Raw genomic sequence first — 23,621 nt, 5'->3', positions numbered from 1 at the left:
CGTACGCGCGCGCCCGACAGGGCCGTCTTCACGATCGCGCACCGGTCGCGACCACGGCGCCCGCCCCACCCCGCTGCCGCCGGCGTCGTGACAGGATGCCCACAAACGCCGGTGCTAGAGTCGGCCACCGCCTCGCGAGCCAGCTCCGTGCAACTTGCCCAACCGCGTGACCCCGCCACATTGCGCGCCTACGAGGCGCTGCTGCAGGCCACGCCCGATCTGCTCTACGTGTTCGACCTGGAGCACCGCTTCGTCTACGCGAACGACGCGCTGCTCAACATGTGGGGCATGCGCTGGGAGGAGGCCGCCGGCAAGACCTGCCTCGAGCTCGGCTACGAACCATGGCACGCGGCCATGCACGACGAGGAGATCGAACGCGTCATCGCCACGCGCGCGCCGATCCGGGGCGATGTGCCGTTCCGACACCATGCCAAGGGCATGCGCATCTACGACTACATCTTCACCCCGGTGATCGGCGCCGACGGGACGGTCGAGGCCATCGCCGGGACGACCCGCGACGTCACCGACCGGCGCATGCACGAGGAACAGCTCGAACTGCTGGTCAACGAACTCAACCACCGGGTCAAGAACACCCTGTCGACGGTGCAGTCGCTGGTTCGCCAGACCCTGGGCACCGCCGACGATCTGCAGGACGGCGGCGCGCGCATCGAATCGCGTCTGCTGGCACTGTCGAGGGCGCACGATGTGCTGACGCGCGAGAACTGGCACAGCGCCGACATGCAGGACATCGTCAAGGGTGTCATCGCGCCCTATGAAGCCACGCCTGGCGCGCGCTTCAAAATGTCCGGACCAGTCTGCCGCCTCACCCCGCAGCGCGCGCTCGCACTGGCCATGGCCCTGCACGAGCTCGCGAGCAACGCGGTGAAGTACGGCGCCCTGTCGCAGGACGGGGGCGAGGTGCACATCAGCTGGGACTGCACCGATGCCGACGAAGGTGCCGCGATGGCGTTCACCTGGCGCGAATCCGGCGGCCCCGAGGTCCAGCCCCCTACACGGCGCGGATTCGGCCTGCGCCTGCTCGAGCGCGGCCTGCGCAATGATCTGGGCGGCGACGTGGAACTGGCCTATGCGCCGGACGGCGTCGTCTTTCGCGCTACCGCGCCACTGGAAACCGCGCCCGTCGAGGGCGCCATGCCGGAAATGGAACACCGATGATCGACACCGCTGCCGCCATCCTCATCGTCGAGGACGAATCCATCCTCGCGATGCTGCTCGAGGATTTCCTCGACGATCTGGGCTATACGCCGCCTGCCGTGGCGTCGAACGTGTCCCAGGCGCTGCGGATCCTCGACACGCGGGTGATCGACTTCGCGATCCTCGACATCAACCTCGGGGGCGAACAGAGCTTTCCGATCGCCGACGCGCTCGATGCGCGGGGCATTCCGTACATCTTCATGACCGGCTATGGCGCGGCGGGCGTGCCCGAGCGTCTGCGCGACCACTACATCCTGCAGAAGCCCTACGGCGCGGAAGCGCTCAAGAAGGCCTTGGCCAGCGGCGGGCAGATGATGCAGGCGGCGTCGGACCGGAAATCGATCGCGGATCTTTAAACCTGTTTGATGGTCCGTCCGGGCGCTCCGGCGAAACACGCACGACCAGACACAGACTCGAGTGCGTGCGAGCAATCCCGACAAGGATCTAGGCGCGCCCTTGCACCAGCCGGTTGTGAACCGGCAAGTGCGTGCGGCGACCTTCGATGGCGACTTGCGCGACGTTCGACGGGACGCTGGCCCTGTCCGCGGGTCGACGGCCGAGCAACTCCCGGCCGTCGATCGGGATCAATGCCCGCCCTGCCGCTCCTCGGCGCGGTCACCCACCTCGTCATTGGACAGCTTCGACGGCTTCTCGCCCTCAGGCTTCTGCGGCGGCGCTTTGTCCTGCTGCGACTTCTTCATGCTGTCGGGTGTCTGCGGAACGCTCATGGCCGATCTCCGTGCGATGCGATGGACGAGCGCATCACCCTGCGCCCGGCTGGATCAACCGCCCGTGACGCGCGCCCGCACCGTCAGGGAATCAACCGCTGCGCGCGCAGACTCGCGAACAGGTCGAAGAACGCGTCGTCACTTGGCTGGTAGTCCAGAAACCCCAGGCGCCGGCTCTTGGACATGTCGGTGACCACTTCCAGCGGGCGGCCCAGATCGGCATCGGTGTGCCAGGGCGAGACCAGGCGCTGGATGTCGGATTCGACCAGACCATGCGCGGCCGCGAGCGTCGTCCATGCCGTGTCGTCGTCGGCCATCTGCTGCTCGAGCGGCTGCAGCGTGCCGTCGAACGGCGCCGGTTCCAGTTCGAACCACTCGGCAATGCGGCCCCACATCCAGCGCCAACGGAACACGTCGCCATTGACCACGTTGAAGGCTTCATCGGCCGCGGCCGGCGTCGTGGCCGCCCACAGCAGATGCTTCGCCAGCTGGCGTGCATCGGTCATGTCGGTCAGGCCTTCCCATTGCGCGGACGAACCAGGGAAGCGGAACGGCCGGCCCGTCGCCTTGCACAGCGATGCGTAGACGGCGAGCGTGGTGCCCATGTTCATCGCATTGCCGACCGCCGCGCCGATCACCGTGTGCGGGCGATGCACGCTCCAATGGAAGCCGTCGCGCGCGGCGGCTGCGAACACCTCGTCTTCCTGCGCGTAGTAGAAATTCTCGATGTCGAGTCGCGGCTGTGATTCGCGGAACGGCGTCTGCGGCAGCGCGCCCTGTGCATAGGCCTCGAACGGCCCGAGGTAATGCTTCAGGCCGGTCACCAGCCCCACATGCCGCACCGAGCCTGCAGGCTGCAGACCATCGAGCAGATTGCGGACCATCGCCGCATTGACGCGGATGTTCTCCGCCTCGTTGGCCTGCCGCGACCAGGTGGTGATGAACACATGGCTGGGCGCGAGGCCCGCCAGCGCTGCGCGCGTTGCCTGGGCATCCGACAGATCCGCCGCAACGCCCTGCACGCCGGGCGGCAACGCGTCTGGACGCCTGGCCAGCCCCTGCACCGCCCATCCCGCCTCCAGCAAGTGCGCTACCAGCGCGCCGCCCACGATGCCGGTCGCGCCGACCACCAATGCCTGTTGGGTCACAATCCATCTCCTGCTCAAGTCCGGCGTCCACCATAGGAACGCGGGACGCCCGCCGAAAGAAGGCACCAAATGGTTTCCACCCCATGAATTCAGCCAGCGCGGACGACGAGTGGCGCGAGGACTGCGCGCCGCGGCGGGTACTGGAACTCTTCGGCACCAAATGGACGTCGATGGTCTTGCACACACTGTCGGCACGCCACGCCGGCAGCGCGCGCAGCGGCGCCCTGCATCGCAGCCTGCCCGGCCTGTCGCGCAAGATGCTCACCCAGACGCTGCGCGGCCTGGAGGAGGCCGGCGCCGTCGCGCGCATCGTGCATCCCACAGTGCCGCCGGCGGTCGAATACGCGCTGACGCCGCTCGGCGAGCGGCTGGTCGAACCGATCGAACTCATCTACGACTGGGCCCGCCGCAATGCGGGCGTCCTCGACGCCCTGCAGCCCCGTCCCACCTCACGCCGTCGCGGCTGATCGCCGCGCCCCGACGCCACACGACTGCAGCGCACGCGACGTGCGCGGGCCCGCGGCGACGCGTACCTTCAGGGCGAAGTGCGCAGGCGAGCCTCGCGCTCGCGGCGCGTGTGACGATCGGCCAGGCGCGATTCGCGAATCTCCAGCGCGTGCACCACCCGACCCGTCGCGTCGAAGGTGTAGTCGGTGATGACGCGCATATCGAAATCGCCGGCCAGTACCCGGCCCATGGGGCTGTCCTTCGACACCTCTGCACTGGACGCCTCTTCCCACTGCGCGCGAATTCCCTGGCGCACCGCGTCCGGATCCGGCGTCATGCGCCAACGCGCGCGACGCTGGCCTGTCGCATCGGGCGGCAGCCACTCGATGACATGCGTCCACTGCAACGGTCCCTCGTCTGCAGGGCCGGGCCGGGTGTCCGTAAAGGTGGCCGGCAACAGCCGGGGCGGCAGATGGAACAGACGCAGGCGGTCGCGCGCCTCGGCAACAATTGCGGACTCGGAACTGCGCTGCGCGATCGTCTCCTCCATGAAGGCGCGCATCATGAAATTGACTTTGGGGCCGAGCGTGGCAGCGACGCGCGCGGTCTCGTCTGCATGGACACGTGCACGGACCGCTTTGATGTCGGGGATGCCCACGGCATCGCTGTTGTCTGCCAGGCGCACTCGCAGCGGCAGGGCACAGAAGACCTCGCCTTCGGAACGCGCAGGCACCGGGTCACTGGCCGCCGACGCCAGCCGCACGCAGTCGTCCTCACGCAGATCCACGAGTGATGTCCTGCCGCGCCGTGCGACATCCACCACCGTCAAGGTCATCCGCTTGCGCACCTCGCTGACATCCGTGGGCGTATCCAGCCTGCGCTCGCGTTGCGTGACGTCATAGACCAACGTGTCGCCGGCCTGCCAGCGGCCGATTCCTGCACTGGCGGCGGCGTCACCCGCACGGACTGGTTCTGATGCCGACAGCGCGAACAGGCTGGTCACGATTGCGCACATCAACACGCGCGATTTCGAATGCGTCAGGGCCATACGGCGCACCAGCGGGGTGGCGGGCGAGGCTAGCATGCCGCGTACACGTGCTCATGCCGCGACAGGCGAGGCGAGGCGAGGCGCGGCGGCCTGCATCCTCGTTCGACACCGTGTCGGCCGGCTTCGGCTCGGGCCTCGGCGGCGGCGTCTTTTCCTGCTGCGACGTGCGGAAGCTGCGGTCAGGGGCCCGTGCAGGATGTGCCCCCGCTTCACAGCCTCAAGTCTGCGACGCAGGACACGTCGAGCCCCGACCGCCGCGCCGGCATCACCACGCTCGAAGCCCAAGGCATCCGGCCATCGTCACGCGTCGCCGAACCTGAGCCGTCCACCCGTGGATCCGACAGCAGATCGAATCAAACCCCTTTCCGGCTCCGAATGCTGTAAGGTGGCCCCACTGTTCAAAGCGGGATCACGGTACATCGTGGCTCCGATGCGGTTGATCACAGGTTCCAGGGCCGGCAACGGCCTCTCCAGACGATCCGCTCCATCGCTTCGCGTTACCCCTTGCTCGATACAGTCCCGGCACCGCACTTGCGGGCCGTGCTTCCAATAAACTGATCCAAGGAGTAACACCATGAGTGATCGTCAGACCGGTACCGTCAAGTGGTTCAACGACGCCAAGGGCTTCGGCTTCATCACCCCGCAGAGCGGCGACGACCTGTTCGTCCACTTCCGTTCGATCCAGGGCAGCGGCTTCAAGTCGCTCCAGGAAGGCCAGAAGGTCTCGTTCAAGGTCGCGCAGGGCCAGAAGGGCCTGCAGGCTGAAGAAGTCCAGGCCGAGTAAGTTCTACTCGACCTGTGCCGCGTAAGCGGCGCCAAAGAACCCGGGCGGCAACGTCCGGGTTTTTTTGTGCCCGCCATTCGTGGACAGCCCCCGTCGAACCGTCGCCTGGCGACGCCGGCAATCCTTCTCGGCGACTCGCGCTCCCGGGGTCCGCGCACCGCCGCGCGATGACCGGGCGCACGCGATCTGCCAGACTGCGTGCCCTTCTCGATCACCGACACCGCACGCGGCCATGCGCCTCAACAAGCACATCAGCGACACCGGCTTCTGCTCGCGGCGCGAAGCCGACCGCCTCATCGGCGAGGGCCGGGTCACGGTCAACGGCATCCGCGGGCGCGTGGGTTCCGAGGTCGGCGACGGCGACATCGTCATGGTCGATGGCCAGGCACTGCAGACGCGCAGCGCTGCGCCCGGCAAGCGTCGCCACGTCTACATCGCGCTGCACAAGCCGGTGGGCATCACCTGCACCACCGAAGCGTCGGTCAAGGGCAACATCGTCGACTTCGTCGACCACCGCGAACGCATCTTTCCCATCGGCCGGCTCGACAAGGATTCCGAAGGCCTGATCCTGCTGACCAGCAACGGCGACATCGTCAACGCGATCCTGCGCGCCGAGAACAAGCTGGAGAAGGAATACCTGGTCACCGTGAACCATGCGGTCAGCCAGGACATCCTGCGCGGCATGTCGCGAGGCGTGCCGATCCACGGCCAGACCACCCTGCCCTGCCGCACCAGCCCGCTGGGCAAGTTCGGCTTCCGCATCATCCTGGTCCAAGGCCTCAACCGGCAGATCCGCCTGATGGCCGCGCACTTCAAGCTGCGCGTGAAGCAGCTGATCCGCGTGCGGATCGGACCGGTCAAGCTGGCGCATCTCAAGCCCGGCCAGTGGCGCAACCTCACCGATGCCGAACTGCGCGGACTGCTGCCCGGCCAGGCGGAATTCTGATGCGCGACGATCTGACCATCGCCGTCGGCGAGCTCTATCAGGCCATTCGCCACGAACACTGGCAGGGCAAGACCTACCGGCAGTTCTGGACGTGGTTCAACGACCGCTGCATCCAGATCGTCGGCATGGCGGACGCGGCCGATCTTGATGCTCTGGGCGTCGCCCTGTTCGAAGTGCGTGACGCGATCGAGGCCAGCGGCTACATGGTGGGCTCCGACCGTCTGGACGAGACGATCGACGCGGAGATGTAGGTCTGCGACGCCGGCGGCCTGACGCGGACACGTTCGGGACGCGATCAGCGCGACGGCGGTTTCGCCGGTCGGGGCATGTGGATCACGTGCCGACGGAAATTGAGCACCGTGCCGGGCATCGCATCGGTCAGAACGAACACCACCGGCATACCCGGTTCCCCGTCCTGCACCACGTCGGCGCTGAAGCCATGCGATCGCAAGACGGCGGCCGCATCTTCGGCCTGCGCCAAGGGGTCGTCGGCGACGAGACCAATCGCCGATGTCGCGCCCCGCAGCCTGCGCGTCATACCGGGCGCGGACCAGTTGATGATCGTGCCGTCGAACAGGATCGATCGCTGCACGCCGCCGGTATCGACGCGGAAACGCGCCTGCAGCCCGTTGCGGGCCAGCACTTCGACAATCGCCGCCCTGGCTTCCGGAGAGGCGGCCGCGAAGATCCGCGAGCCGCCGTCAGGAAACGGCAATGGATTGCGACCGCTCGCCAGCAGCCACGTCCACGTCGCGAGTGCGACAAATGCAACGAAGCCGATCGCCAACAACCATTTCGGAATGAACATCGGTGTGGCCCCGCGCGCTGGATCATGAGCGCGTCTGCTGGATAACGGCATTCCCACGCCGCAGCGGACAGACAGCCATGCGTCCGCAATCCGCGACCACGCGCCAGGCGCACGCACGTCCGTCACGCCATCCGGCAGGGTGTCTTCCGGCTGACGCGCCGCGTGCCCGGCGCCGCTACGTTGGGCGCCAGTTCGCAAGCCGGTCCATTCGATGGCCATCACCCGCTACGCCGCGACATGTGTCCTGCTGATTGCGAACACGGTGGCAACCGCACAGACGCCCGATGCCGAACGCGAGGTACGCGCCGCCGATGCCGCGTTCTGGCGGGCGTACAACGCCTGCGACATGACGGCCATCGGCGCACTGCTCACCGAAGATGTGGAGTTCTATCACGACAGAACGGGACGCACGACCACGCGCGAAGGCGTCGTCGATTCATTGCGCAATGGCGCCTGCGCAACGTCCGACATGCGGCTGCGGCGCGAAATCATCGACGGGAGTCTGGCGTTTCATCCGCTGGCGGACGGCTACGCGATCCTGTCCGGGCGCCATCGCTTCCACGTGCGCAGCGGCGATGCGCCGGAGCGCCTCGACGGCCAAGCGGAATTCACCAACCTCTGGCGCTTCCAGCACGGTCGCTGGCGAATGCACCGCGTGTTGAGTTACGCGCACGGACCGGCGCCCTACACGCCGCCGGCTGCGATCGAGTTGCCAGCATCGACGCTCGCCGCATACGTCGGGCGTTATCGCTCGGCGCGCATCGGCGAGATGTCGGTGGTCGTCGAAGGTGCGCACCTCAAGCTGACCGCCGGCGACTTCGTCCTACTGCTGTATCCGGAATCGGCGACCCGCTTCTTCGCGAAGGAACGGGATCTGCGCTTCGAGTTCGAACCCGCCGCGGTGTCAGCGCCCGCTGCGCTGGTCGTCTACGAGAACGGCGCGCCGACCGAGCGCGCCAGCCGGGACCGATAGCCCCGGCGTGAGTCCGTCAGCACGTCGTGCGTGAACCCTCGACGCCGAAGCGCCCGACTCGCCGCGCGCAAAGCCTCACGGGATTGTCGGCGGCTCGACCGGCGCACGCTCGCCCGGCAAGGGGCGGTTGCTCTCGCCAGCGTTCTCGCGCTTGTCGATGATCTCGTTGGCCAGCTTGTCGGCCGCAACCCGGTGCTGCAGCGACTTGCACATCGCGACGCCTGCATGGGTCAGGCGGACACCATCTTCGTGATCCTCGATCAGCGCGCTCTCCTCGAGCCGACGCATCATTTCGGTTTCCACCTGCATCGCCTCGCTCGCCTGACTGATCTGCTCCAGCACGTCGAGAAGCGCCAGGTCTTCCAGTGGAATCGGGTCAATCATGCGCGCGGCCGTCAGGAGATAGGGCGCAAGTATGCGCTCGCCGCGACCGCGGGCGGGGCCCGCCAGGATCGCCCACGCCGGGTGAAGGGTAGCGGTTCAGCGCGGTGCTGCGACGTAGCCGCCCCACGCCGGTGCACCCACCATCGGCACAGCCGCGCTGGGGCGCGAGGTGCGATCGGCATCGCGCGACCCGAAACGACGCCCAGTTCGCGCATCGCCTGCGCACGCGATGCATCTTCGCAACCTCGCCGTCGGGTGACACCCAAAATCGGCGCTGCTCTACGCAGGCGTCGACACGCGACTTCCGCGCCCAGGCCGGATCACCTCATGCGCTCGGCCTGCACCTTGGCCGGCGCCTTTCCGCCCAATAAAAAATGCCGCACCTCAAGAGGGTGCGGCATCGGCAACACGTTTCGAAGCGGCCGGGACCGGGCGCTTGGCCCGGTCCGGCAAGCGCGACTCAGCGGTTGGTCGCGGCGGTCGTCAGACCGGTGGTGACCACATTGGTCACGCCTTCGATCTCACGCGCAATGCGGGTGGCCTCGGCGATCTGGGTCTGCTCGTCCACCTGGCCCGTCAGCGTCACGACGCCATTGACGGTTTCGACATTGATATCGAGACCGGCCACGTCGGAGTCGGCCAGCAGGGAGGACTTCACCTTGGTGGTGATCCAGGTATCGGTGCCCGGCTGTTCGGAATCGGGACCATCGTTCATTCCGGTACGGGTGTTGTCCATTGCGCCCGGCGCCGTGGTGTCCGCGGTGCCGACCGGCGGCGTGGTCTGCATGGCCGGATCATTGGCCGGCTGCATGCCGGCGCGGTCGTCTGCGGCGCGATCGTTCGAGCAACCAGCGGCAAAGGCCAGCACCGAGGTCAGAGCAATGGCAAGCGGAATACGGGTGATGTTGGAAGTCATCTGAAGCTCCAGCGTCTGGGTGTGTGCCGGGGAGTTTCGACGGCGCGCTGCCTGCAGGGCGTGACGGAGACGCCCTGATCGCCACACAGCCGGCTGACGTTTACGTTCGTGACACGCCTGCGAAGGGAACTGTCACGGTCCATATTCCGACGCCGGCACCGGGAAGACGCTGTCGGCTGCCGCGTCGGGCACCGCAGGCCGGCGCTCAAGATCTGCAGTCCGCAGCCGCTAACGCCAACAGGCCAGCGAGCCACCCGCCCTCAACCAGGAGACGTTAATGACCGCACGACCCACCGTACTGGTGTGCGACGACTCGCGCGCATTGCGCATGCTGGCGACAGGGCAGCTGGACGCCGCCGGGTTCGACGTGGTCGGCGAAGCCGGAGATGGCCTGGAGGCGGTCAGCCAGTACCAGGCGCTGCGCCCGGACCTGGTGCTGCTGGACCTGGTGATGCCGCAAAGCGACGGACGCGAAGCACTGGCCCGCATCCTCGAAGTGGATCCGCAGGCCCGCGTGGTCATCCTCAGTTCGCTCGGCGCACAGAGCGACATCGAGCAGTGTCTGCGCCTGGGCGCGCGTTCCTACCTGCAGAAGCCCATCGACCCCGAGGCGATGGAGCGCGTGCTCCACCAGGTGCTCGCCTGAGCGGCGACCCGTCCCAATTCTTTGCATAAAGGGCACACGATGGCAGCGAAATTCCTTGGCCAGTTCCTGCTGGAACGTGGCGTCATCACCGCGCCGCAGCTGTTGGCGGCGATCGAAGCGCAGCGCGCGTCCAACCCGCTCCTGGGCGAACTGGCCGTGCGCAAAGGCTGGCTCGACGAAGCACAGGCGCGACGCATCCAGCAGCGCCAGCGCGTGGAAGACCGCCGCTTCGGCGATATCGCGCTGGAAATGGGCGCACTGGATCAGGACCGCCTCGATGCACTGCTCGAAGCGCAGAAGACCGGGCGCCGGATGCTCGGTCAGGTGCTGCTGGAACAGGGCGCCATCGATGCCGCGCGCCTGCAGTCGGAGATCGCCCTGCATCGCGCCGACCAGGAAAAGGCAAAGCACGCACTCGAGAGCGTGATCGAAAGCCATCCGCTGGGTGGGCTCGCCAACAGCGCGATCGACCTGTGTGCACGGCTGTTCCCGCGCATGCTCGCCAGCCAGTGTCTGCCCGCCGAAGTACTGACGCCGGACGACCTCGACGCCTGGCCACACGTCGCCCACGTGCAGGTGCAGGGCGATCATCCCTTCGGCATCGCCCTCGCCGCCGACATGGCCGCCGCCCGCGCGCTGGCCTGCGCCCTGCTCGGCATCACGCCGGAGGAATGCGACGACGCCCTGGCGCTCGACGCCCTGGGCGAAATGGTCAATGTGCTGATGGGCTATCTCGTCCGCGACGTGATGACCGATGACGACGCCGTCTACCGCGCACTGCCGCCCGACGCGACCGTGCCGGCTGCCGCACTCGCCGCCGACACCACACGCAGTCTGGCGATCGGCATGGGCACGCAGCTGGGCGCCTTCGCGCTGCTGGTGGACCGCCCGGCCTGATCCGTACCGCGGCGTCACGCGTACACTGCGCCTCCCGCCGGCAACACGCATGCATTCGGCGGGCGCAATCGACAGGATCGAAACGGTGGTCGTGTGACGGAAGTCGAGCACCCGGATGACACACAACAGGGCCAGCTCGACGGGCTGCGGCGCCTCCACGCCGAACAGCAACGCGAGTTGGACACCGCGACGCGTCAGCTCAGCGCGAACCGCACCCGCGTCAGGTGGGCCTTGGGGCTGGCGATCCCGCTGATCCTGGTCGTGTCCGTCTGGTGCCTGCATCCGGTGGTCATGAGCCTTCTTCAGGGCTACATCGTCGATTGCCCCCGCATGTCGTTCGACTGCCGACGCCGGGGCACCGACGACCCCGCGTACTGGGGCCTGCTCCTGATGCGGTCGATGATGGGCCTGCTGTTCCTGTCGGCAGCCGTGTTCGCCGTTCGCGCTTTACGCGCCCTGTCGCGACCGCCGCCGGTGTTGGAGATGATGCGTGCGCAGCTGCACCGGCTGCAGAGGCGGATCGACGCGCTCGACACCCGGCCCTAGGCACCTGTCGCGCAGCGTCGGCCCCCGGCATCGCACACGCTTGATCGCCCTCTGGGACAGGCGCCCGGCCCCGTCAGCTTTCCGCGAATGGCGCTGGTCTTCGGATCGATCTGCCAGACACAACGCCGCGCGCGGACAAGCCGCCTCCGGGGCATGTTGGGGCCCTCTCCCGGTGGTGGCGCAGCTGTTCGCCTCGGCCTTGCTCGGCGCGTCGCCACGCTTACGAATGCCGTGTCCCGACTGATCGCGAAACGTGGCCAGCGTCTTCGGCTTTCAAAGGCTTGAAGCTGCTGGGCCGCCGCTTGACCAGCCGTTCGGCGGTTGAGAGCCGCGGGAATGACGCCAGTTATCCAGACCCTCCCTGGCTCTCAATGGCGCTCTGCGCGCCGGGAGCCCCCTCCCCAACCGGTGCAGCTGACGCGGTCACGCCTCCCAATTCCACCCGGTTGCGTCCTGCATTCTTGCCGCGATAGAGCGCCGCGTCGGCATCCTGCATCGCCCTGACCAGCGACGCATCGTCATCGAAGCTCCCCGAGACGCCCACGGTGACGGTGCAGCGCACCGCCTCGCCCGCCACCTGCAGCATCACCGTCGACGCCACTGCGATGCGGACGCGCTCGGCCACGCGCAATGCGTTGTCTGCGTCGGCGCCCGGGCAGACAACAGCGAATTCTTCACCGCCCATCCGGCACAGCAGATCGTCCGTGCCCACGGCCCCGCGCAGCACATCGACAATCGCGCACAGCACGGCATCCCCGGCGTGGTGACCGTACCTGTCATTGACGCGCTTGAAGTGGTCGACGTCTATCAGCAACAAGCGCGCGCCGGCGTTCGGACGCCGCAGGCGCGCGGCCAGGGCCTCGGTCAGCCCGCGGCGGTTGAGCAACTGCGTCAGCGGGTCACGCGCGGCCATGTCGCGGAGCTTGTCGGTCAGGCGACGCAGCACCAGCCACACGATGAACGGCGGAATGATCGTCGCCAGCGAGCACATGTAGACATAGAAGACCACCTGGAACTGGTCATCCATCGCCAGCGCCGGAAGACCACCGGCCAGCAACTTGGTCAGCTTGAGCACGTTCAACACACAGATGCCGCTGATCAGCGCGGCAAACAGCAGCACCTCGCCACGGAGATCACGGGCGAACGTGCGCAGCCCTGCCAGCAGCACGACCACCATGCCGGCGAAACACAGCGCGCATATCGCCGCGAGCAACACGTAGCGCGCCACCGGTCCCCAGACCCACTCCACGATGATCTGCACAACCGCGTAGCCCAGCCCCAGCGCGGCCAGCGGCCAAAGCAGCGACGTCGGCCGCCCGAAAAAGCGCAAGCCGCCAACGCTGTAGGCCAGCAACGCACCGAGCGTGAGCGAGTGATTGACCACGCCCATCCAACTCCACCCCGCCGGCCCTTCCAGCAGCTGCAGCACGTACGCGGCGCCGAGGGTGAAGTTGCCCACGGCGAATGCATCCATCCCCATCTTCCCGGCATCCAGGCGCCTGCCGATGAGCAGGAACATCACCGCGAAGCTCAGCAGGTAGACACACAGCATGCCGACGAGAAGAGTGGCGATCATCAGGCGCTCGAAGTCGGAACAAGGGCGATGACGGACCGCCGCGCCGCTCGCAGCCGCCGCCGAAGGCACGGGCGACGTGCCTCGCAGCGAGCGAGATTGGATTGCAGAGCTGGCCGCGTCCTCGCCGCCCGAACCGAAGGTGACAGTCTGTTATCAGCGGCCGCGCGGACGGGAACTTGAATCCGCGCCTGCGTCCTCGGTGCTCCATGCAAAGGCATCCACATGGAACTCTTTCTGGCGCTCAGCCCAGGCGTGCCATCTCAGCCGCTCGGCAGCCGAGACGGCGCAATGAAGTGCACCGGGCACTGAAATCGCCGTGATAAGTAAGCCTGACACCGTCAGCTTGCCGTCGCCGACGCGCTGACCGGCCGCAGCATTGCGATCACCAGCGTGACCGCGCTCAACGCTCTGAACCTCAAACCTCCCGAGACAGGCTGCGATGGATGCTGCAGACGCCCGTACCCCACGACGCTTCGTGCCCAGAAAAATACGGAACCGGGAACGCAGGCTATGAGGAGGCGGACGTGTCGCCCTGACGCCCGTCGTAACCGATCGAGTCGATCACCTTGCGCCACGTCGCATCGGCGACATGGTGGTCGGGATGGCGGTCGATCAGATACCAGGTATGGACGCGCGGCGCGCGGAACACCAGCAGGCTCTGAACGTCGAGGGCAGCCTGCTGACCGGAGGCAATCTCGTGGAGGTAGGACCAGCGGCACCACGTCGCCTTCGCACCACGCAACTCCACGTATGCGGGCGCTTCCAGCACGCGACAGTCTGCATACGACTGCGCAAGGCCAGCGATCATGCGCGCGTGCGCCCTGCGCTCGTGACGCGGCGCTGCGCCATCCAGCGGCTCGTCATACATCGCGATCCCCGGCACGAAGCTGCCATGGCGCCAACGCGGATTCTCGAACAGGAACACGGGCAGGTTCGTCACGTCCTTGAGCGGGTGCAGCTCCTCCGGAAATTGCTCGCCCCGGACCTCGTCCAACAGCAGCGTCTGCTCCCGTACCGCTGCGAAGTCGGCGATCGAACTGAACTCCCATCCCGGCGGCTTCAACACTTCCAGTCCGATCCGACGATTGCGATAGAGGTCGCCGGTGGTGGACACGGTGGCCAGCGGATCGAGCGACAGCGCTGCAGCGGATGCGCCAAGTGCCTGGAGAAAGCCGCGTCTTGAGAGCATGGGGTGACCGATGGGTTCGGTGGTGGATGGCGTTGCGCCTCATGACTGCGCCAACAATCGCAAGGCGGCGCGTCTATACGAAGCAGCATGCGTATACGTTGCAGCAAGGACCCGACTGTAAGCGCAAATTCCTAAGCGGTGAGACGTGCACCAGGCACCGTGATCTCCCGGGCCACGATCCAAGATTCCGGCTTCGGCGCCCAGTCCCCCTCGCCCAGCACCGCCTCGATCAGGTGTTCAAGCGGATAGCCCAGCGTGTCGACCGCGGCAGCACTGCCGGCGTCTTCGCTGTGGGCCCTTGCCGCGAATGCCCGGAACGCGGCTTCGTCTTCGCGCGCGGCAAGTACGGTGATTTCGCGCGCAAGTTCGTAGGCCAGCTCGACGCCCTCACCCGCAGTGTGGAACGCCGCGCCCGACCAGAACGCCTGGATCGTCGTCGCGTTCCACCAGTCCGCATGGCGCGCGGCCATCTCGTCGGGGCGATACAGCGCCAGCCGCGGATCGGCCAGCCGCGGCAGCAGGGTGCGCTCCACGTTCACCGCGAACCCCTCGTGCAACCAGTCCGGCATCGGCAGATGCGCCAGCAGCGCATGCGTGAGTTCGTGGACGACCACCGCTTCCAGTTCGTCCAGCCCGTCGTGCCAGCTCGCGAAATGCCCGTAGCCGGCGTTGATGAAGACGCCGCTCGACATCGGCACTTCGTCTCCGTCGCCCTGGTACTGCGACAGATACGCGTAGTAATCGTCCTGACTGGCGAAGACCAGCACCACGTGACGTCCGTAACCGCTTTCGCAGGCCAGTGGCCCGAGGCTGCTGCGGATCGCCCGCAAGGCCTGCGTGCAGCTGCGCAGCACCAGCGCAGACGCGCGCGCAGACTGCGCCGACAGCAACAGGAAGTCCGTCGTGCCCGTCTGCCGATAGTCGGCGGGCAATGCAGCAGCGAGCACGTCGAGCCAGTGCGCGGCTGCGGCGTCGTAGTAGCCGTGCAGCAGACGCTCATCTGCATCGTCGGGAAGCGTGGCGTCCATCGCCGACCAGTCCGGCACAGGCAAGGTCATGTCGGTACGCCAATGCATCTGCACAGGCATCCGCGCGTGCGCGTCCGGCGCCGGCTGCGCCTCAGGTGTTTTCTTTCCGAACAGCCACGCGAGCATCCTGCTCCTCCTCCCCGAATCCGGGACGCATCGTCGCATGACGCGAGGCGCGTCGACCGGTATCGCCTGCTCCCGAACGGGTCGGAGAATTCCTGCAGATCATTCGTCCGCAGCCGGGCCGTCCAGGGCGACACCCGAATCCGTCGCAGCGAAACTGCAGCGCGAGGCGGTGGGTCTGCTTCAGGCCACCCGGGCGTGACACGTCACGCGCGTGCCGTGGCGAGATGCGTCGATGCGCTGATCGGGCATCCGGATACGGAGTTCCCGACCGACGGCACATGCGCCCTGCAGGCAGCCGATACGCTGCCAGCCGCGACATGGACCGGACGCGACCGGCCCCTGTCGCGGCGAGACGCTCACTCCTGGCGCACGCCCTGCGCGGCGCGCTCGATCGCGTCGGCGACCACGCCCGGCTGGGTGTAGAACAGCGCGTGGCTGGCCGACACACGGGTGATGTCGGCGCCGATGCGTTCGGCCATGTGCACGAGCATGGCCTGGTCGAACGCCTTGTCCTCGGTCGCGATCACCGCCCAGCTGGGCTTGCTGCGCCACGCGGATTGCGTCAACGGCGTGGCGAACGCGGCCATGTTGATCGGCACCTGCGAATCGCGCAGGAATGCAGCGTCGGCGTCGGTGGTGTCATGCGCGAAACCGGCCTTGAACTGAGCGGGCTTCACGATGCCGAAGCCGTCGGCCGCGGTGTCGATGACGAATTCCGGCGTCGGCGCGAAACCGGCGTACTGCTGCGCGGTGGTCTCGCCGGCGTCGGGCGCCAGCGCGGACACGTACACCAGCGCGGTCACCTTGTCGTGCACGCCGGCCTCGGTGATCACCGTGCCACCCCAGGAGTGGCCGACGAGCACGGTCGGCCCGTCCTGGCGATCGAGGACGCGACGCGTGGCTGCGACGTCGTCCTCCAGCGAGGTCAGCGGGTTCTGCACGATCGACACGCGGTAGCCGCGTGCGGTGAGCAGGTCGTACACCGGGCGCCAGCCCGAACCGTCGGCGAACGCCCCGTGCACCAGCACGACATTCTTCGCATGGGTCGCGGTGGTCGGCGTCGCTGCATCGCTTGCGTACGCGCCGGACACGGCGCTGGCGGTCAGGGCGGCGGCGAGGACGGCGGTCTTGAGGATGGACATGGCAGGTCTCCGGTCGGAATGGGATTGCGGTGTGCGTGGAGTGGGATGTGTCGTTCGGCAGGGCTACTTTTCCACAGCGTCCGGACCCTGAGGAATTAAAAGTCCGAATAATTTGATAATCCGTCCGGATCTGCGAACGCGACCGCCGGCTGCCGCGGGATCCGTCCGCGGCAACCGGCCGGCGTCAGGCGGTGGGGACCGTGCCGCCGTCGATCGTGACCTCGCTGCCCGACATCGCCGCCGCACGGGGCGAGATCAGGAACGCGATGAGGTCGGCAACCTCCGCGGGCATCGCCGGCCGTCCGAGCGGAATGCCGCCCAGCGCATCCATCACCTGCTGCCGTGCGCCCGCGAGATCGGTGTTCGCGCTGGCGGCGATGGTGCCGAGGAAGTCGGTCGTCGCCTCGGTCTCCACCCAGCCCGGCGAAACGCGCAGCACGCGCACGCCCTGTGGCGTCACCTCTTTCGACAGCGCCTTGCTGTAAGTCGACAGCGCGGCCTTCGCCGCGGCGTAGGCGATGGTGGAATCGTGCAGCGGCAAGCGGTGCTGGATCGAGGTCACGTGCACGATCACGCCCGCGCCGCGCTCGAGCATCTCCGGCAGCACCGCACGATCGGTGCGCACGGCTGCCATGAGATTGAGGTCCAGCGCCTTGGCCCATTCCGCGTCGTCGAGTTTCGCGAAGCCGCCCGCGGGCGCCGACGAACCGCCGACCACATTGATCAGTGCATCCACACCGCCGAGGTGGGCGCGCGCCTCGGCCACCGCGCGCGCGACGCCTTCGGGCGTGGCGAGATCGACCGCGAGGTAATGGACGCCGTCGACGGTCCTGTCGGGGATCGACCGGGCCGTCGCGACGACGCGGGCGCCCAGGCTGGCGAGCACTGCGGAGACCGCGGCGCCCACGCCCCGCGTGCCGCCCGTGACCAGAACGCGTGTGCCTACGATCCGGAGATCGAAGCTCATGGCGCGATCTCCAGCGATGCGATCCGGCCGCGGGCCAGGGTGAAGGTGTAGCGCAGATCGACCGGGCTGCCGGGAAACGCGCCGGACACATTGCAGGTCACGACATACGCGCGGCCGTCCTGCGCCACGGTGTGCGGCCGGGCGGTGGCGGCGTACTTCGCGTCCATCGCCGTCTTCCAGTCCGCGATCTGCGCGGGGCCGCGCTGGGTGTGGCCCTCGTCCAGCACCACGCCATCGTCGTTGAAGCAGCGGGCCAACGCCTGGCCGTCCAGACGGTCGGCTTCGAAATAGGCGGCAATCGGTTCGGGTAGATCGAGGGTGTGCATGACGCGCTCCTGTCGGTTGGAGCGGTCATGCTGCGCCGCGTGAATCGTGCTGTGAATCGCCTATTATCGAATCAGGCCATGTCGAAAACGGTACACAATGCGCGGATCCGAATTCGCTGAACTGCGGGCCTTCGCGGCCGTCGTCGACCGGTCCAGCTTCGCCCGGGCCGCCGATCATCTGGGGCTGTCCCGCTCGGTCCTGAGCCAGATCATCCGGCAGCTGGAAGAACGCCTCGGCGTGCGCCTGCTCAACCGCACCACGCGCAGCGTGTCGCCCACCGAAGCCGGCCGACGCCTGCACACGCGCATCGCCCCGATGCTGCGCGACATGGACGAAGCCGTGGCCGAGGCCATGGGATCGAACGCACGCGCCGCCGGCACCTTGCGCATCAACACCTTCAGCAAGGCGGCTGAGACACTCATTTCGCCGCGCCTCGGGCGTTTCGGGCGGGCGCATCCGGATGTCGTGCTCGACATCGTCATCAGCGATGAACTCAGCGACATCGCGGCCGAAGGCTTCGATGCCGGCATCCGCGTGGGCCGGCGACTGGAAAAGGATGTCGTCGCCGTGCGCCTGACGCCCGACGTGGAGCTGATGGCGGTCGCGACGCCCGACTATCTCGCCCGGTGCGGCGAGCCCGCCACGCCCGCGGACCTTGCACGCCACGCCTGCCTCAACTTCCGCTTCCCCGGCAGCGACCGGATCGCCGGCTGGGAATTCACGAAGGACGGCAGGCAGGTCGATTTCTACGGCGAGGGCCCGGTGATCGCCAACCGCCAGAACCTGCTCACCGCCGCGGCCCTCTCGGGGCTGGGCATCCTCTATGCCTACGACGACGACGCCGTCGTCGCAGCCTTGCAGGCGGGACGTCTCAAGCGCGTGCTCGCCGACTGGTCACCGACGGTGCCAGGCCTGTACCTCTATTACGCCAGCCGGCGCCACATGCGCCCCGCCCTGCGCGCCTTCATCGACTGCCTGCTGGATCTGGATATTGGCGCCGACGATGCGGGTCCATCAGACGTCGCGGCGACCTGACCGCGACCGCACCGCAACCGCGGATCGCCGTGCCTTTCGTCATCCGGCGCTGCGCTGCGAATAGCGGTCGAAGACGCCACTGCACGCCTGCAGTGCGTCCTCGATCCTTGTGCGCGCGTCCTGCCTGGTACAGCGCGTTGCCGGACTCAGGCGCCCAGCAGCTCGACGTCGAACTTCAGCGTGGCGTTGGGCGGAATGACGCCACCGGCACCGCGTGCGCCGTAGCCCAGACTGGCCGGAATGATCAGCGTGCGCTGACCGCCTTCCTTCATGCCCTGCACGCCTTCGTCCCAGCCCTTGATGACCATGCCGCCGCCCAGCGAAAAGATGAAAGGCTCGTCGCGATCCTTGCTCGAATCGAACTTCGCGCCCTGCACGCCGTTATCAAACAGCCAGCCGGTGTAGTGCACGGTCACATTGCGGCCGGGCTGTGCTTCCTTGCCCGTGCCGACGACGGTGTCTTCGTACTGCAGGCCGGACGGCGTAGTGATGGAGGTCATGGCGAAATCCTTGTCGAATGCGGAAACGGGGGCGCAGTTTAGCGGGCGGGTCGGGGTCCCGCATTCTGAGAACCGGTTCTGACTCCCGCGCCATGCGTGAAGCTGGCACCGTCGGCGACCTCCGGGCAGCAATAGGCGAAGCGGCCACCCTGAAGTGACCCGGGATCCCGCTGGCCATTGCCTTCCCACTGTCTGTAGTCTCGACAACGACGAACCGAATGGGCACCCCCGCGTCTCGCCCCTCGGCCATCAAGCATCGGGCGGCGGTCGAGGTGGAACCGGTCATGCGAGACAGGGAGACGCCGCAGATGTCGACATGGTTGTCCGCCAGGTGCGCCATTGTCGGGCTTGTTGCACTGGCCGCATGCAGCGTGGAGGGGACCGCCATCGCCAGCTCCTGCGACATGGACATCCGGATCCTGGAGAGTCGCCGGAGCGGGCCACTCGCGCTCGACGTGATCGGAACGCCGACGCTCTGCCTCCAGGCCGGCGGGGATGCCAACCTCGGTCAATTCACCGCGACCGCACGCATCACCAATCGTGGCTCCAGTCCTGTGGCGGTCGATTACAGACGTGGTGTGTCGAGCGCGTTCCAGTCCGTCGCCTACTGGCCCGAAGGACGACGGGACGAGGCCACCGCATTCGCCGAATGCTGTGGTGACACGCAGTCCGGACGAACCGAGCGAAAGACGTTGGCGCCTGGAGAGACGCTGCTGGTGAGCAGTTGGACCCGACACCACCAGGCCATCTGGTCCGCGATGAAGCCCCGCCTCGGGACAACCCCTGTCAGCGATGCGCGCCGTTATGTCGTCCGGTTCTCGCTCAATTTAGCCTACGACGCGGGCGCGGCGCCCGTCGCGATCTCGGAGCACTTCGATATCGTCCTGCACGCGGTTCCGGCCGACGCGGACTGATGGCACGAGGTGGGGTGGCGCGACGCGCATGTCCTGCCGGAATTCCTCCCTCAGCAACTCTTCGTGCAGAAGCCGGAATACCCGCGGGCTGTCGGTTGCCCGTGACCGCCTAAACTCCCCCAAAGGGCAGCGCGGCTGCGCCGCGCTGCCCGCCTTCATCAATGCACGCGCGCTGCCTCGCGCTCGGCAACCCCACCGGCAGGGCCATACACGGCCGGCATCTCCCGCACCCGCGCGCCCGCATCGGGCCCGGCTTCGAGCACCTGATCCTCGATCTGACGGATCAAGCCCTTCATCGCCTCCGCACCATCGAAGATCGCCGCGCCCATCACGGTGATGGTGCCGTCCGCGACGTCATTGCCGCCGCTGGCCATCAGCAGATCGCCCTGGGCACGCAGCAGATCAAGCAACCGGTCGGCCTCGTCCACCTGATCCAGCGTCATGCCGAAGTCGTAGTCCTGGTCGACCGCCGCCGCACCGGTCACGGCCGCATCGTCGATCTCCTCTGCCTCTTCGTCTTCATCGTCTGCCGCGTCGACTGCCGCAGCCACGTCTGCAGCAGCCGGCTTGCCCTTGACCTCCAGACGTGCCGGCCAGGTCACCGTATCGAGCACTTGCTGCACCTGCTCTGCCAACAGTTCCAGGCAGCCGGCCAACGCCGGGTGGTCGATCTCCGGGCCGTCCTCTTCCTCGTCCACGCGTGGCTCCGCCAGACGCGACAGGAACTCGATGTGCTGGTGCAGCTTGCGCAGCCGGAACTGGCCGTCCTCCGGCAGGAAATAGCCCACTTCGCCGCGATCTTCCGTCGTCAACTTCGACATCGTCGTCTCCTCATTCCCTGAAGTGCCCGTCCACGGATGTGGACGGGAAGTCGGGAGGTTAGAAACCGCAGGTAGACGGCGGGCGTATTTCCCCGAAGGGTGTTGTATTAGCCGCCCTCCCGACGCAGGAATCGCGTCGGTCCATGCCCGCACGCGCACGGGCACAAAAAACCCACCAGATTGACGGAGGTGGGGACCGCTACCTGAGGAGTTTCTACGCTCCTTGGGATCGAGTCTGCTACGAGGCGCGCGGCAACGTCAAGGTCAACGGCGGCGCGATCGGGACGCCTGGCCGTAGGATTTTTCCGCGAGGGCGCGAGCAGAAAGAAATGAAGCCGACATGGCGCTCAATGGCTGCCACTCAGAAAGTGGCGTGCGCCGCTGGCTTCAGGCGCCCAGCAGTTCCACCTCGAACTTCAGCGTGGCGTTGGGCGGAATAACGCCGCCGGCACCGCGTGCGCCGTAACCCAGGCTGGCCGGAATGATCAGCGTGCGCTGACCGCCTTCCTTCATGCCCTGCACGCCTTCGTCCCAGCCCTTGATGACCATGCCGCCGCCCAGGGAAAAGATGAAAGGCTCGTCCCGATCCTTGCTCGAATCGAACTTCGCGCCCTGCTCGCCGTTCTCGTACAGCCAGCCCGTGTAGTGCACGGTCACGTTGCGGCCGGGCTGCGCTTCCTTGCCGGTGCCGACGACGGTGTCTTCGTACTGCAGGCCGGACGGCGTGGTGATGGAGGTCATGGCGGGATCCTTGTCGAATGCGGAAACGGGCGCGCAGTTTAGCGGGCGGATGGGTTCCCGGCATTCTCGAAGGAACGCTGATCGACGGTCCGATCAGCTCTGTCGTGCCTGCCCGCTTTCACCGCTTTACCTCAGAAGTGAACTTGGCCCGCGACCTGTTACCCAAACTCGCGCTCAAGGCCGAGCAGCGACTCCGGGCCACTCCGGCAACGGCACTTCGCGAGCACGCATCACGCCGTCGCGCACCGTCCGATACACGTCGTCGATCAGGATGCCCCCGGAACACCAGACCTGACCGCGCGCGATGCGCATATGTGGCAGCTCTCCGGCTGCATACGACGCGCGCATGTGTGTCGAGAGCTCCGCCTCACGTGCGATGGGCTGCGGAAACCGCAGCGCCTTGAGGTCCGCCGAGGGCTGGCCATCGGGGTCGAACCGTATATCGCCACAGGACGCCCACTGTTTGTCGGCAGTCAAGTGCATCGGGATTGCCTGGTACTTGTGCAGCCAGGGCGCGTCGTCCATCGCGACGAACAGGAGTGCGTATCGGAACCGGCCGAACGGCGGAAATCCGTAATGGTCGGCCACGTCGAACTCGAGCGTCGCGCCCTCTTCCGCGCCGACGATGTTCTGCACCACGCGATACCGCGCTTTGAACAGCTCATCCATCGTGATGCAGGTGAGTTCCCCGGTCCGAGACGCGGCCGCCCGGCATGGATCCGGCATCGGCCGAATCGAAATACGCTCTCCGACGAATACGGCGGTGTCGACTTCCCGCGCCGCCCCGTCGAGCGTTGCAGCGGAGCAAACGAAGGCGGCGATCAGCGTAAGAAGGCACTTGGTTCGCACGGCGGGTTCCCTCCTGATGTACAGCGACGACCTCACTGTTTACCCGCACGCGCCTGCACGCGTATCAGTTTGCAGGCCCACCGGTCTCGCGATGCGTCGTCAGGCCGGATGCCGTGCTTGGCTGCTCGCTCCGGACGATCAACGCTTCGTCGAGCAGGTAACCGTAGAACTGCAACCGCCTGCGGAACTCGGCGCCGACCCAGCCGATCACCCAGAGGATCGCAGCCATGATCGCAAAGAACGACATCCAGCCGGGCAAGGCCAGCAGGTCGCGCCAGTTGCGCAGCACCACGAACAGCGACAACAGCAATGGCAGCAGACCGAGCCGCTCGACACCGCCAATCAGCATGATCAGGCGCGAACCCAGGCGGTCGTAGGCCATCCGCGCAGCGCGCGCCTGCGCTTCCAGCTCACCCTTGGGGTACGCGGCAAGCCGTGTCGCCAACGCACGGAACTCACCGACATCATGGTCGACCTGTGCGATCAGCCCCTGTCGATGCGTGCGGAACTCGCTCCACAACACAAAGACGTTGCGCACGAAGCCCGGGGCGAATCCGATCACCATGACGATCAGCCCGGCCTTCGACATCCAGACCATCCACTGTGCCGGTGCGAACCACTGGATCAACAGCGACGGCAGCAAGCCCAGCACCGCACCCACAACGCCAATGAGCGTCCAAGGGCGAATCCACTGTGGCGTGTTGAGCGTCGCGACCGGCCCCTCGGGCATGGCCTCGATGTGGGCGTCCAGCAACGCAAATGTCAGGGGCGCCTGATCCATGGCCTCGTCTCGCTTCCCAGTTCAAACAACCAAACTAAGTGAACCTGGAGTGGCCCGGCTAATTCGGACACCTGATAACGGGGACAATGGTCCCGGAGGTGTTCCATGGTCAAGCGTCAGCAGTTCACGGCCGAGTTCA

The 23,621-nt window shown here is 67.0% G+C and carries 29 protein-coding genes; 12 read left to right on the top strand and 17 right to left on the bottom strand.

Annotated elements, in window-relative coordinates; all coding sequences use genetic code 11:
- Positions 1–147: 147 nt before the first annotated feature.
- Positions 148–1,176 (top strand): HWE histidine kinase domain-containing protein, encoded by a 1,029-nt coding sequence (locus tag J2X52_RS15110; RefSeq protein WP_310155147.1) that lies wholly within the window; start codon positions 148–150, stop codon positions 1,174–1,176.
- Positions 1,173–1,571, top strand: coding sequence for a response regulator (locus J2X52_RS15105; protein WP_310155144.1), 399 nt, complete (start codon positions 1,173–1,175; stop codon positions 1,569–1,571). Before J2X52_RS15110 ends, J2X52_RS15105 begins: the two co-directional genes overlap by 4 nt.
- Before the next feature lie 228 nt (positions 1,572–1,799).
- On the opposite strand, the gene J2X52_RS15100 is transcribed toward J2X52_RS15105, so the two are convergent.
- Positions 1,800–1,943, bottom strand: a complete 144-nt coding sequence (locus J2X52_RS15100; RefSeq protein WP_310155141.1) for a hypothetical protein — start codon at positions 1,941–1,943, stop codon at positions 1,800–1,802.
- A gap of 83 nt (positions 1,944–2,026) precedes the next feature.
- Positions 2,027–3,091: an SDR family oxidoreductase gene (locus J2X52_RS15095; RefSeq protein WP_310155138.1), complete on the bottom strand. Its 1,065-nt coding sequence runs from the start codon at positions 3,089–3,091 to the stop codon at positions 2,027–2,029.
- Positions 3,092–3,174: 83 nt separating this feature from the next.
- Here J2X52_RS15095 and J2X52_RS15090 point away from each other — a divergent pair, with 83 nt between their 5' ends.
- On the top strand, positions 3,175–3,558 hold the full coding sequence (locus tag J2X52_RS15090; protein ID WP_310155135.1) for a helix-turn-helix domain-containing protein: 384 nt from the start codon (positions 3,175–3,177) through the stop codon (positions 3,556–3,558).
- 68 nt (positions 3,559–3,626) lie between these two features.
- Here the strand turns inward: J2X52_RS15090 and J2X52_RS15085 are convergent, their stop codons facing one another.
- Complete coding sequence (locus tag J2X52_RS15085) at positions 3,627–4,586, bottom strand: hypothetical protein (protein ID WP_310155132.1); 960 nt, start codon at positions 4,584–4,586, stop codon at positions 3,627–3,629.
- Positions 4,587–5,160: 574 nt separating this feature from the next.
- Here J2X52_RS15085 and J2X52_RS15080 point away from each other — a divergent pair.
- The 3 genes from J2X52_RS15080 (at position 5,161) to J2X52_RS15070 (ending at position 6,567) form a co-directional block, all read left to right on the top strand.
- The gene (locus J2X52_RS15080; protein ID WP_100321765.1) at positions 5,161–5,370 is read left to right on the top strand and encodes a cold-shock protein; all 210 of its coding nucleotides are present in this window, start codon (positions 5,161–5,163) and stop codon (positions 5,368–5,370) included.
- Positions 5,371–5,602: 232 nt separating this feature from the next.
- Positions 5,603–6,316 carry a pseudouridine synthase gene (locus J2X52_RS15075; RefSeq protein ID WP_310155121.1) on the top strand — a complete coding sequence of 238 codons (714 nt, stop codon included), beginning with the start codon at positions 5,603–5,605 and terminating at the stop codon, positions 6,314–6,316.
- Entirely contained in the window at positions 6,316–6,567 is a 252-nt protein-coding gene (locus J2X52_RS15070) for a hypothetical protein (protein WP_310155119.1), read from the top strand. Before J2X52_RS15075 ends, J2X52_RS15070 begins: the two co-directional genes overlap by 1 nt.
- A gap of 44 nt (positions 6,568–6,611) precedes the next feature.
- On the opposite strand, the gene J2X52_RS15065 is transcribed toward J2X52_RS15070, so the two are convergent.
- Positions 6,612–7,124 carry a hypothetical protein gene (locus J2X52_RS15065; RefSeq protein WP_310155117.1) on the bottom strand — a complete coding sequence of 171 codons (513 nt, stop codon included), beginning with the start codon at positions 7,122–7,124 and terminating at the stop codon, positions 6,612–6,614.
- A gap of 211 nt (positions 7,125–7,335) precedes the next feature.
- Between J2X52_RS15065 and J2X52_RS15060 the strand changes: the two genes are divergently transcribed.
- Positions 7,336–8,097 (top strand): DUF4440 domain-containing protein, encoded by a 762-nt coding sequence (locus tag J2X52_RS15060; RefSeq protein ID WP_310155114.1) that lies wholly within the window; start codon positions 7,336–7,338, stop codon positions 8,095–8,097.
- A gap of 75 nt (positions 8,098–8,172) precedes the next feature.
- On the opposite strand, the gene J2X52_RS15055 is transcribed toward J2X52_RS15060, so the two are convergent.
- On the bottom strand, positions 8,173–8,481 hold the full coding sequence (locus tag J2X52_RS15055) for a hypothetical protein (protein ID WP_310155112.1): 309 nt from the start codon (positions 8,479–8,481) through the stop codon (positions 8,173–8,175).
- Positions 8,482–8,941: 460 nt separating this feature from the next.
- The gene (locus J2X52_RS15050) at positions 8,942–9,397 is read right to left on the bottom strand and encodes a BON domain-containing protein (RefSeq protein WP_310155110.1); all 456 of its coding nucleotides are present in this window, start codon (positions 9,395–9,397) and stop codon (positions 8,942–8,944) included.
- A gap of 277 nt (positions 9,398–9,674) precedes the next feature.
- On the opposite strand from J2X52_RS15050, the gene J2X52_RS15045 reads away from it, so the two are divergent.
- The 3 genes from J2X52_RS15045 to J2X52_RS15035 all read left to right on the top strand — a co-directional run bounded on the left by J2X52_RS15045 (position 9,675) and on the right by J2X52_RS15035 (position 11,486).
- On the top strand, positions 9,675–10,043 hold the full coding sequence (locus J2X52_RS15045) for a response regulator (RefSeq protein ID WP_310155107.1): 369 nt from the start codon (positions 9,675–9,677) through the stop codon (positions 10,041–10,043).
- 39 nt (positions 10,044–10,082) lie between these two features.
- The gene (locus J2X52_RS15040) at positions 10,083–10,940 is read left to right on the top strand and encodes a chemotaxis protein CheX (protein ID WP_310155104.1); all 858 of its coding nucleotides are present in this window, start codon (positions 10,083–10,085) and stop codon (positions 10,938–10,940) included.
- Positions 10,941–11,033: 93 nt separating this feature from the next.
- A complete protein-coding gene (locus tag J2X52_RS15035; protein ID WP_310155102.1) occupies positions 11,034–11,486 on the top strand; it encodes a hypothetical protein in 453 nt (150 codons plus the stop codon).
- 346 nt (positions 11,487–11,832) lie between these two features.
- Here the strand turns inward: J2X52_RS15035 and J2X52_RS15030 are convergent, their stop codons facing one another.
- From J2X52_RS15030 to J2X52_RS15005, 6 genes are all read right to left on the bottom strand, one after another.
- Positions 11,833–13,062 (bottom strand): GGDEF domain-containing protein, encoded by a 1,230-nt coding sequence (locus tag J2X52_RS15030; RefSeq protein ID WP_310155099.1) that lies wholly within the window; start codon positions 13,060–13,062, stop codon positions 11,833–11,835.
- A gap of 508 nt (positions 13,063–13,570) precedes the next feature.
- A complete protein-coding gene (locus J2X52_RS15025) occupies positions 13,571–14,176 on the bottom strand; it encodes a hypothetical protein (protein WP_310155096.1) in 606 nt (201 codons plus the stop codon).
- A gap of 206 nt (positions 14,177–14,382) precedes the next feature.
- Positions 14,383–15,405 carry a hypothetical protein gene (locus tag J2X52_RS15020; RefSeq protein ID WP_310155093.1) on the bottom strand — a complete coding sequence of 341 codons (1,023 nt, stop codon included), beginning with the start codon at positions 15,403–15,405 and terminating at the stop codon, positions 14,383–14,385.
- Positions 15,406–15,761: 356 nt separating this feature from the next.
- Entirely contained in the window at positions 15,762–16,547 is a 786-nt protein-coding gene (locus J2X52_RS15015; protein WP_310155088.1) for an alpha/beta hydrolase, read from the bottom strand.
- Between the two features lie 184 nt (positions 16,548–16,731).
- Positions 16,732–17,514 (bottom strand): SDR family oxidoreductase, encoded by a 783-nt coding sequence (locus tag J2X52_RS15010; protein WP_310155085.1) that lies wholly within the window; start codon positions 17,512–17,514, stop codon positions 16,732–16,734.
- On the bottom strand, positions 17,511–17,840 hold the full coding sequence (locus J2X52_RS15005; protein ID WP_310155082.1) for a nuclear transport factor 2 family protein: 330 nt from the start codon (positions 17,838–17,840) through the stop codon (positions 17,511–17,513). The genes J2X52_RS15010 and J2X52_RS15005 overlap by 4 nt, the downstream gene beginning before the upstream one ends.
- Before the next feature lie 97 nt (positions 17,841–17,937).
- Between J2X52_RS15005 and J2X52_RS15000 the strand changes: the two genes are divergently transcribed.
- A complete protein-coding gene (locus J2X52_RS15000; RefSeq protein ID WP_310155080.1) occupies positions 17,938–18,876 on the top strand; it encodes a LysR family transcriptional regulator in 939 nt (312 codons plus the stop codon).
- 146 nt (positions 18,877–19,022) lie between these two features.
- Here the strand turns inward: J2X52_RS15000 and J2X52_RS14995 are convergent, their stop codons facing one another.
- Positions 19,023–19,376: an FKBP-type peptidyl-prolyl cis-trans isomerase gene (locus tag J2X52_RS14995; protein ID WP_310155077.1), complete on the bottom strand. Its 354-nt coding sequence runs from the start codon at positions 19,374–19,376 to the stop codon at positions 19,023–19,025.
- A 218-nt stretch (positions 19,377–19,594) separates the two neighbouring features.
- On the opposite strand from J2X52_RS14995, the gene J2X52_RS14990 reads away from it, so the two are divergent.
- Positions 19,595–20,290 carry a hypothetical protein gene (locus J2X52_RS14990; RefSeq protein ID WP_310155074.1) on the top strand — a complete coding sequence of 232 codons (696 nt, stop codon included), beginning with the start codon at positions 19,595–19,597 and terminating at the stop codon, positions 20,288–20,290.
- A 158-nt stretch (positions 20,291–20,448) separates the two neighbouring features.
- Here the strand turns inward: J2X52_RS14990 and J2X52_RS14985 are convergent, their stop codons facing one another.
- From J2X52_RS14985 to J2X52_RS14970, 4 genes are all read right to left on the bottom strand, one after another.
- On the bottom strand, positions 20,449–21,111 hold the full coding sequence (locus J2X52_RS14985) for a hypothetical protein (RefSeq protein WP_310155071.1): 663 nt from the start codon (positions 21,109–21,111) through the stop codon (positions 20,449–20,451).
- Between the two features lie 387 nt (positions 21,112–21,498).
- Positions 21,499–21,852, bottom strand: a complete 354-nt coding sequence (locus J2X52_RS14980; RefSeq protein WP_310155068.1) for an FKBP-type peptidyl-prolyl cis-trans isomerase — start codon at positions 21,850–21,852, stop codon at positions 21,499–21,501.
- A gap of 174 nt (positions 21,853–22,026) precedes the next feature.
- On the bottom strand, positions 22,027–22,701 hold the full coding sequence (locus tag J2X52_RS14975; RefSeq protein WP_310155065.1) for a hypothetical protein: 675 nt from the start codon (positions 22,699–22,701) through the stop codon (positions 22,027–22,029).
- 64 nt (positions 22,702–22,765) lie between these two features.
- Positions 22,766–23,482, bottom strand: a complete 717-nt coding sequence (locus J2X52_RS14970; RefSeq protein WP_310155062.1) for a hypothetical protein — start codon at positions 23,480–23,482, stop codon at positions 22,766–22,768.
- Between the last annotated feature and the right edge of the window lie 139 nt (positions 23,483–23,621).

The organism is Luteimonas sp. 3794 (assembly GCF_031456825.1).
Classification (GTDB): domain Bacteria; phylum Pseudomonadota; class Gammaproteobacteria; order Xanthomonadales; family Xanthomonadaceae; genus Luteimonas.
This window is presented reverse-complemented; position numbering and strand designations above follow the sequence as displayed.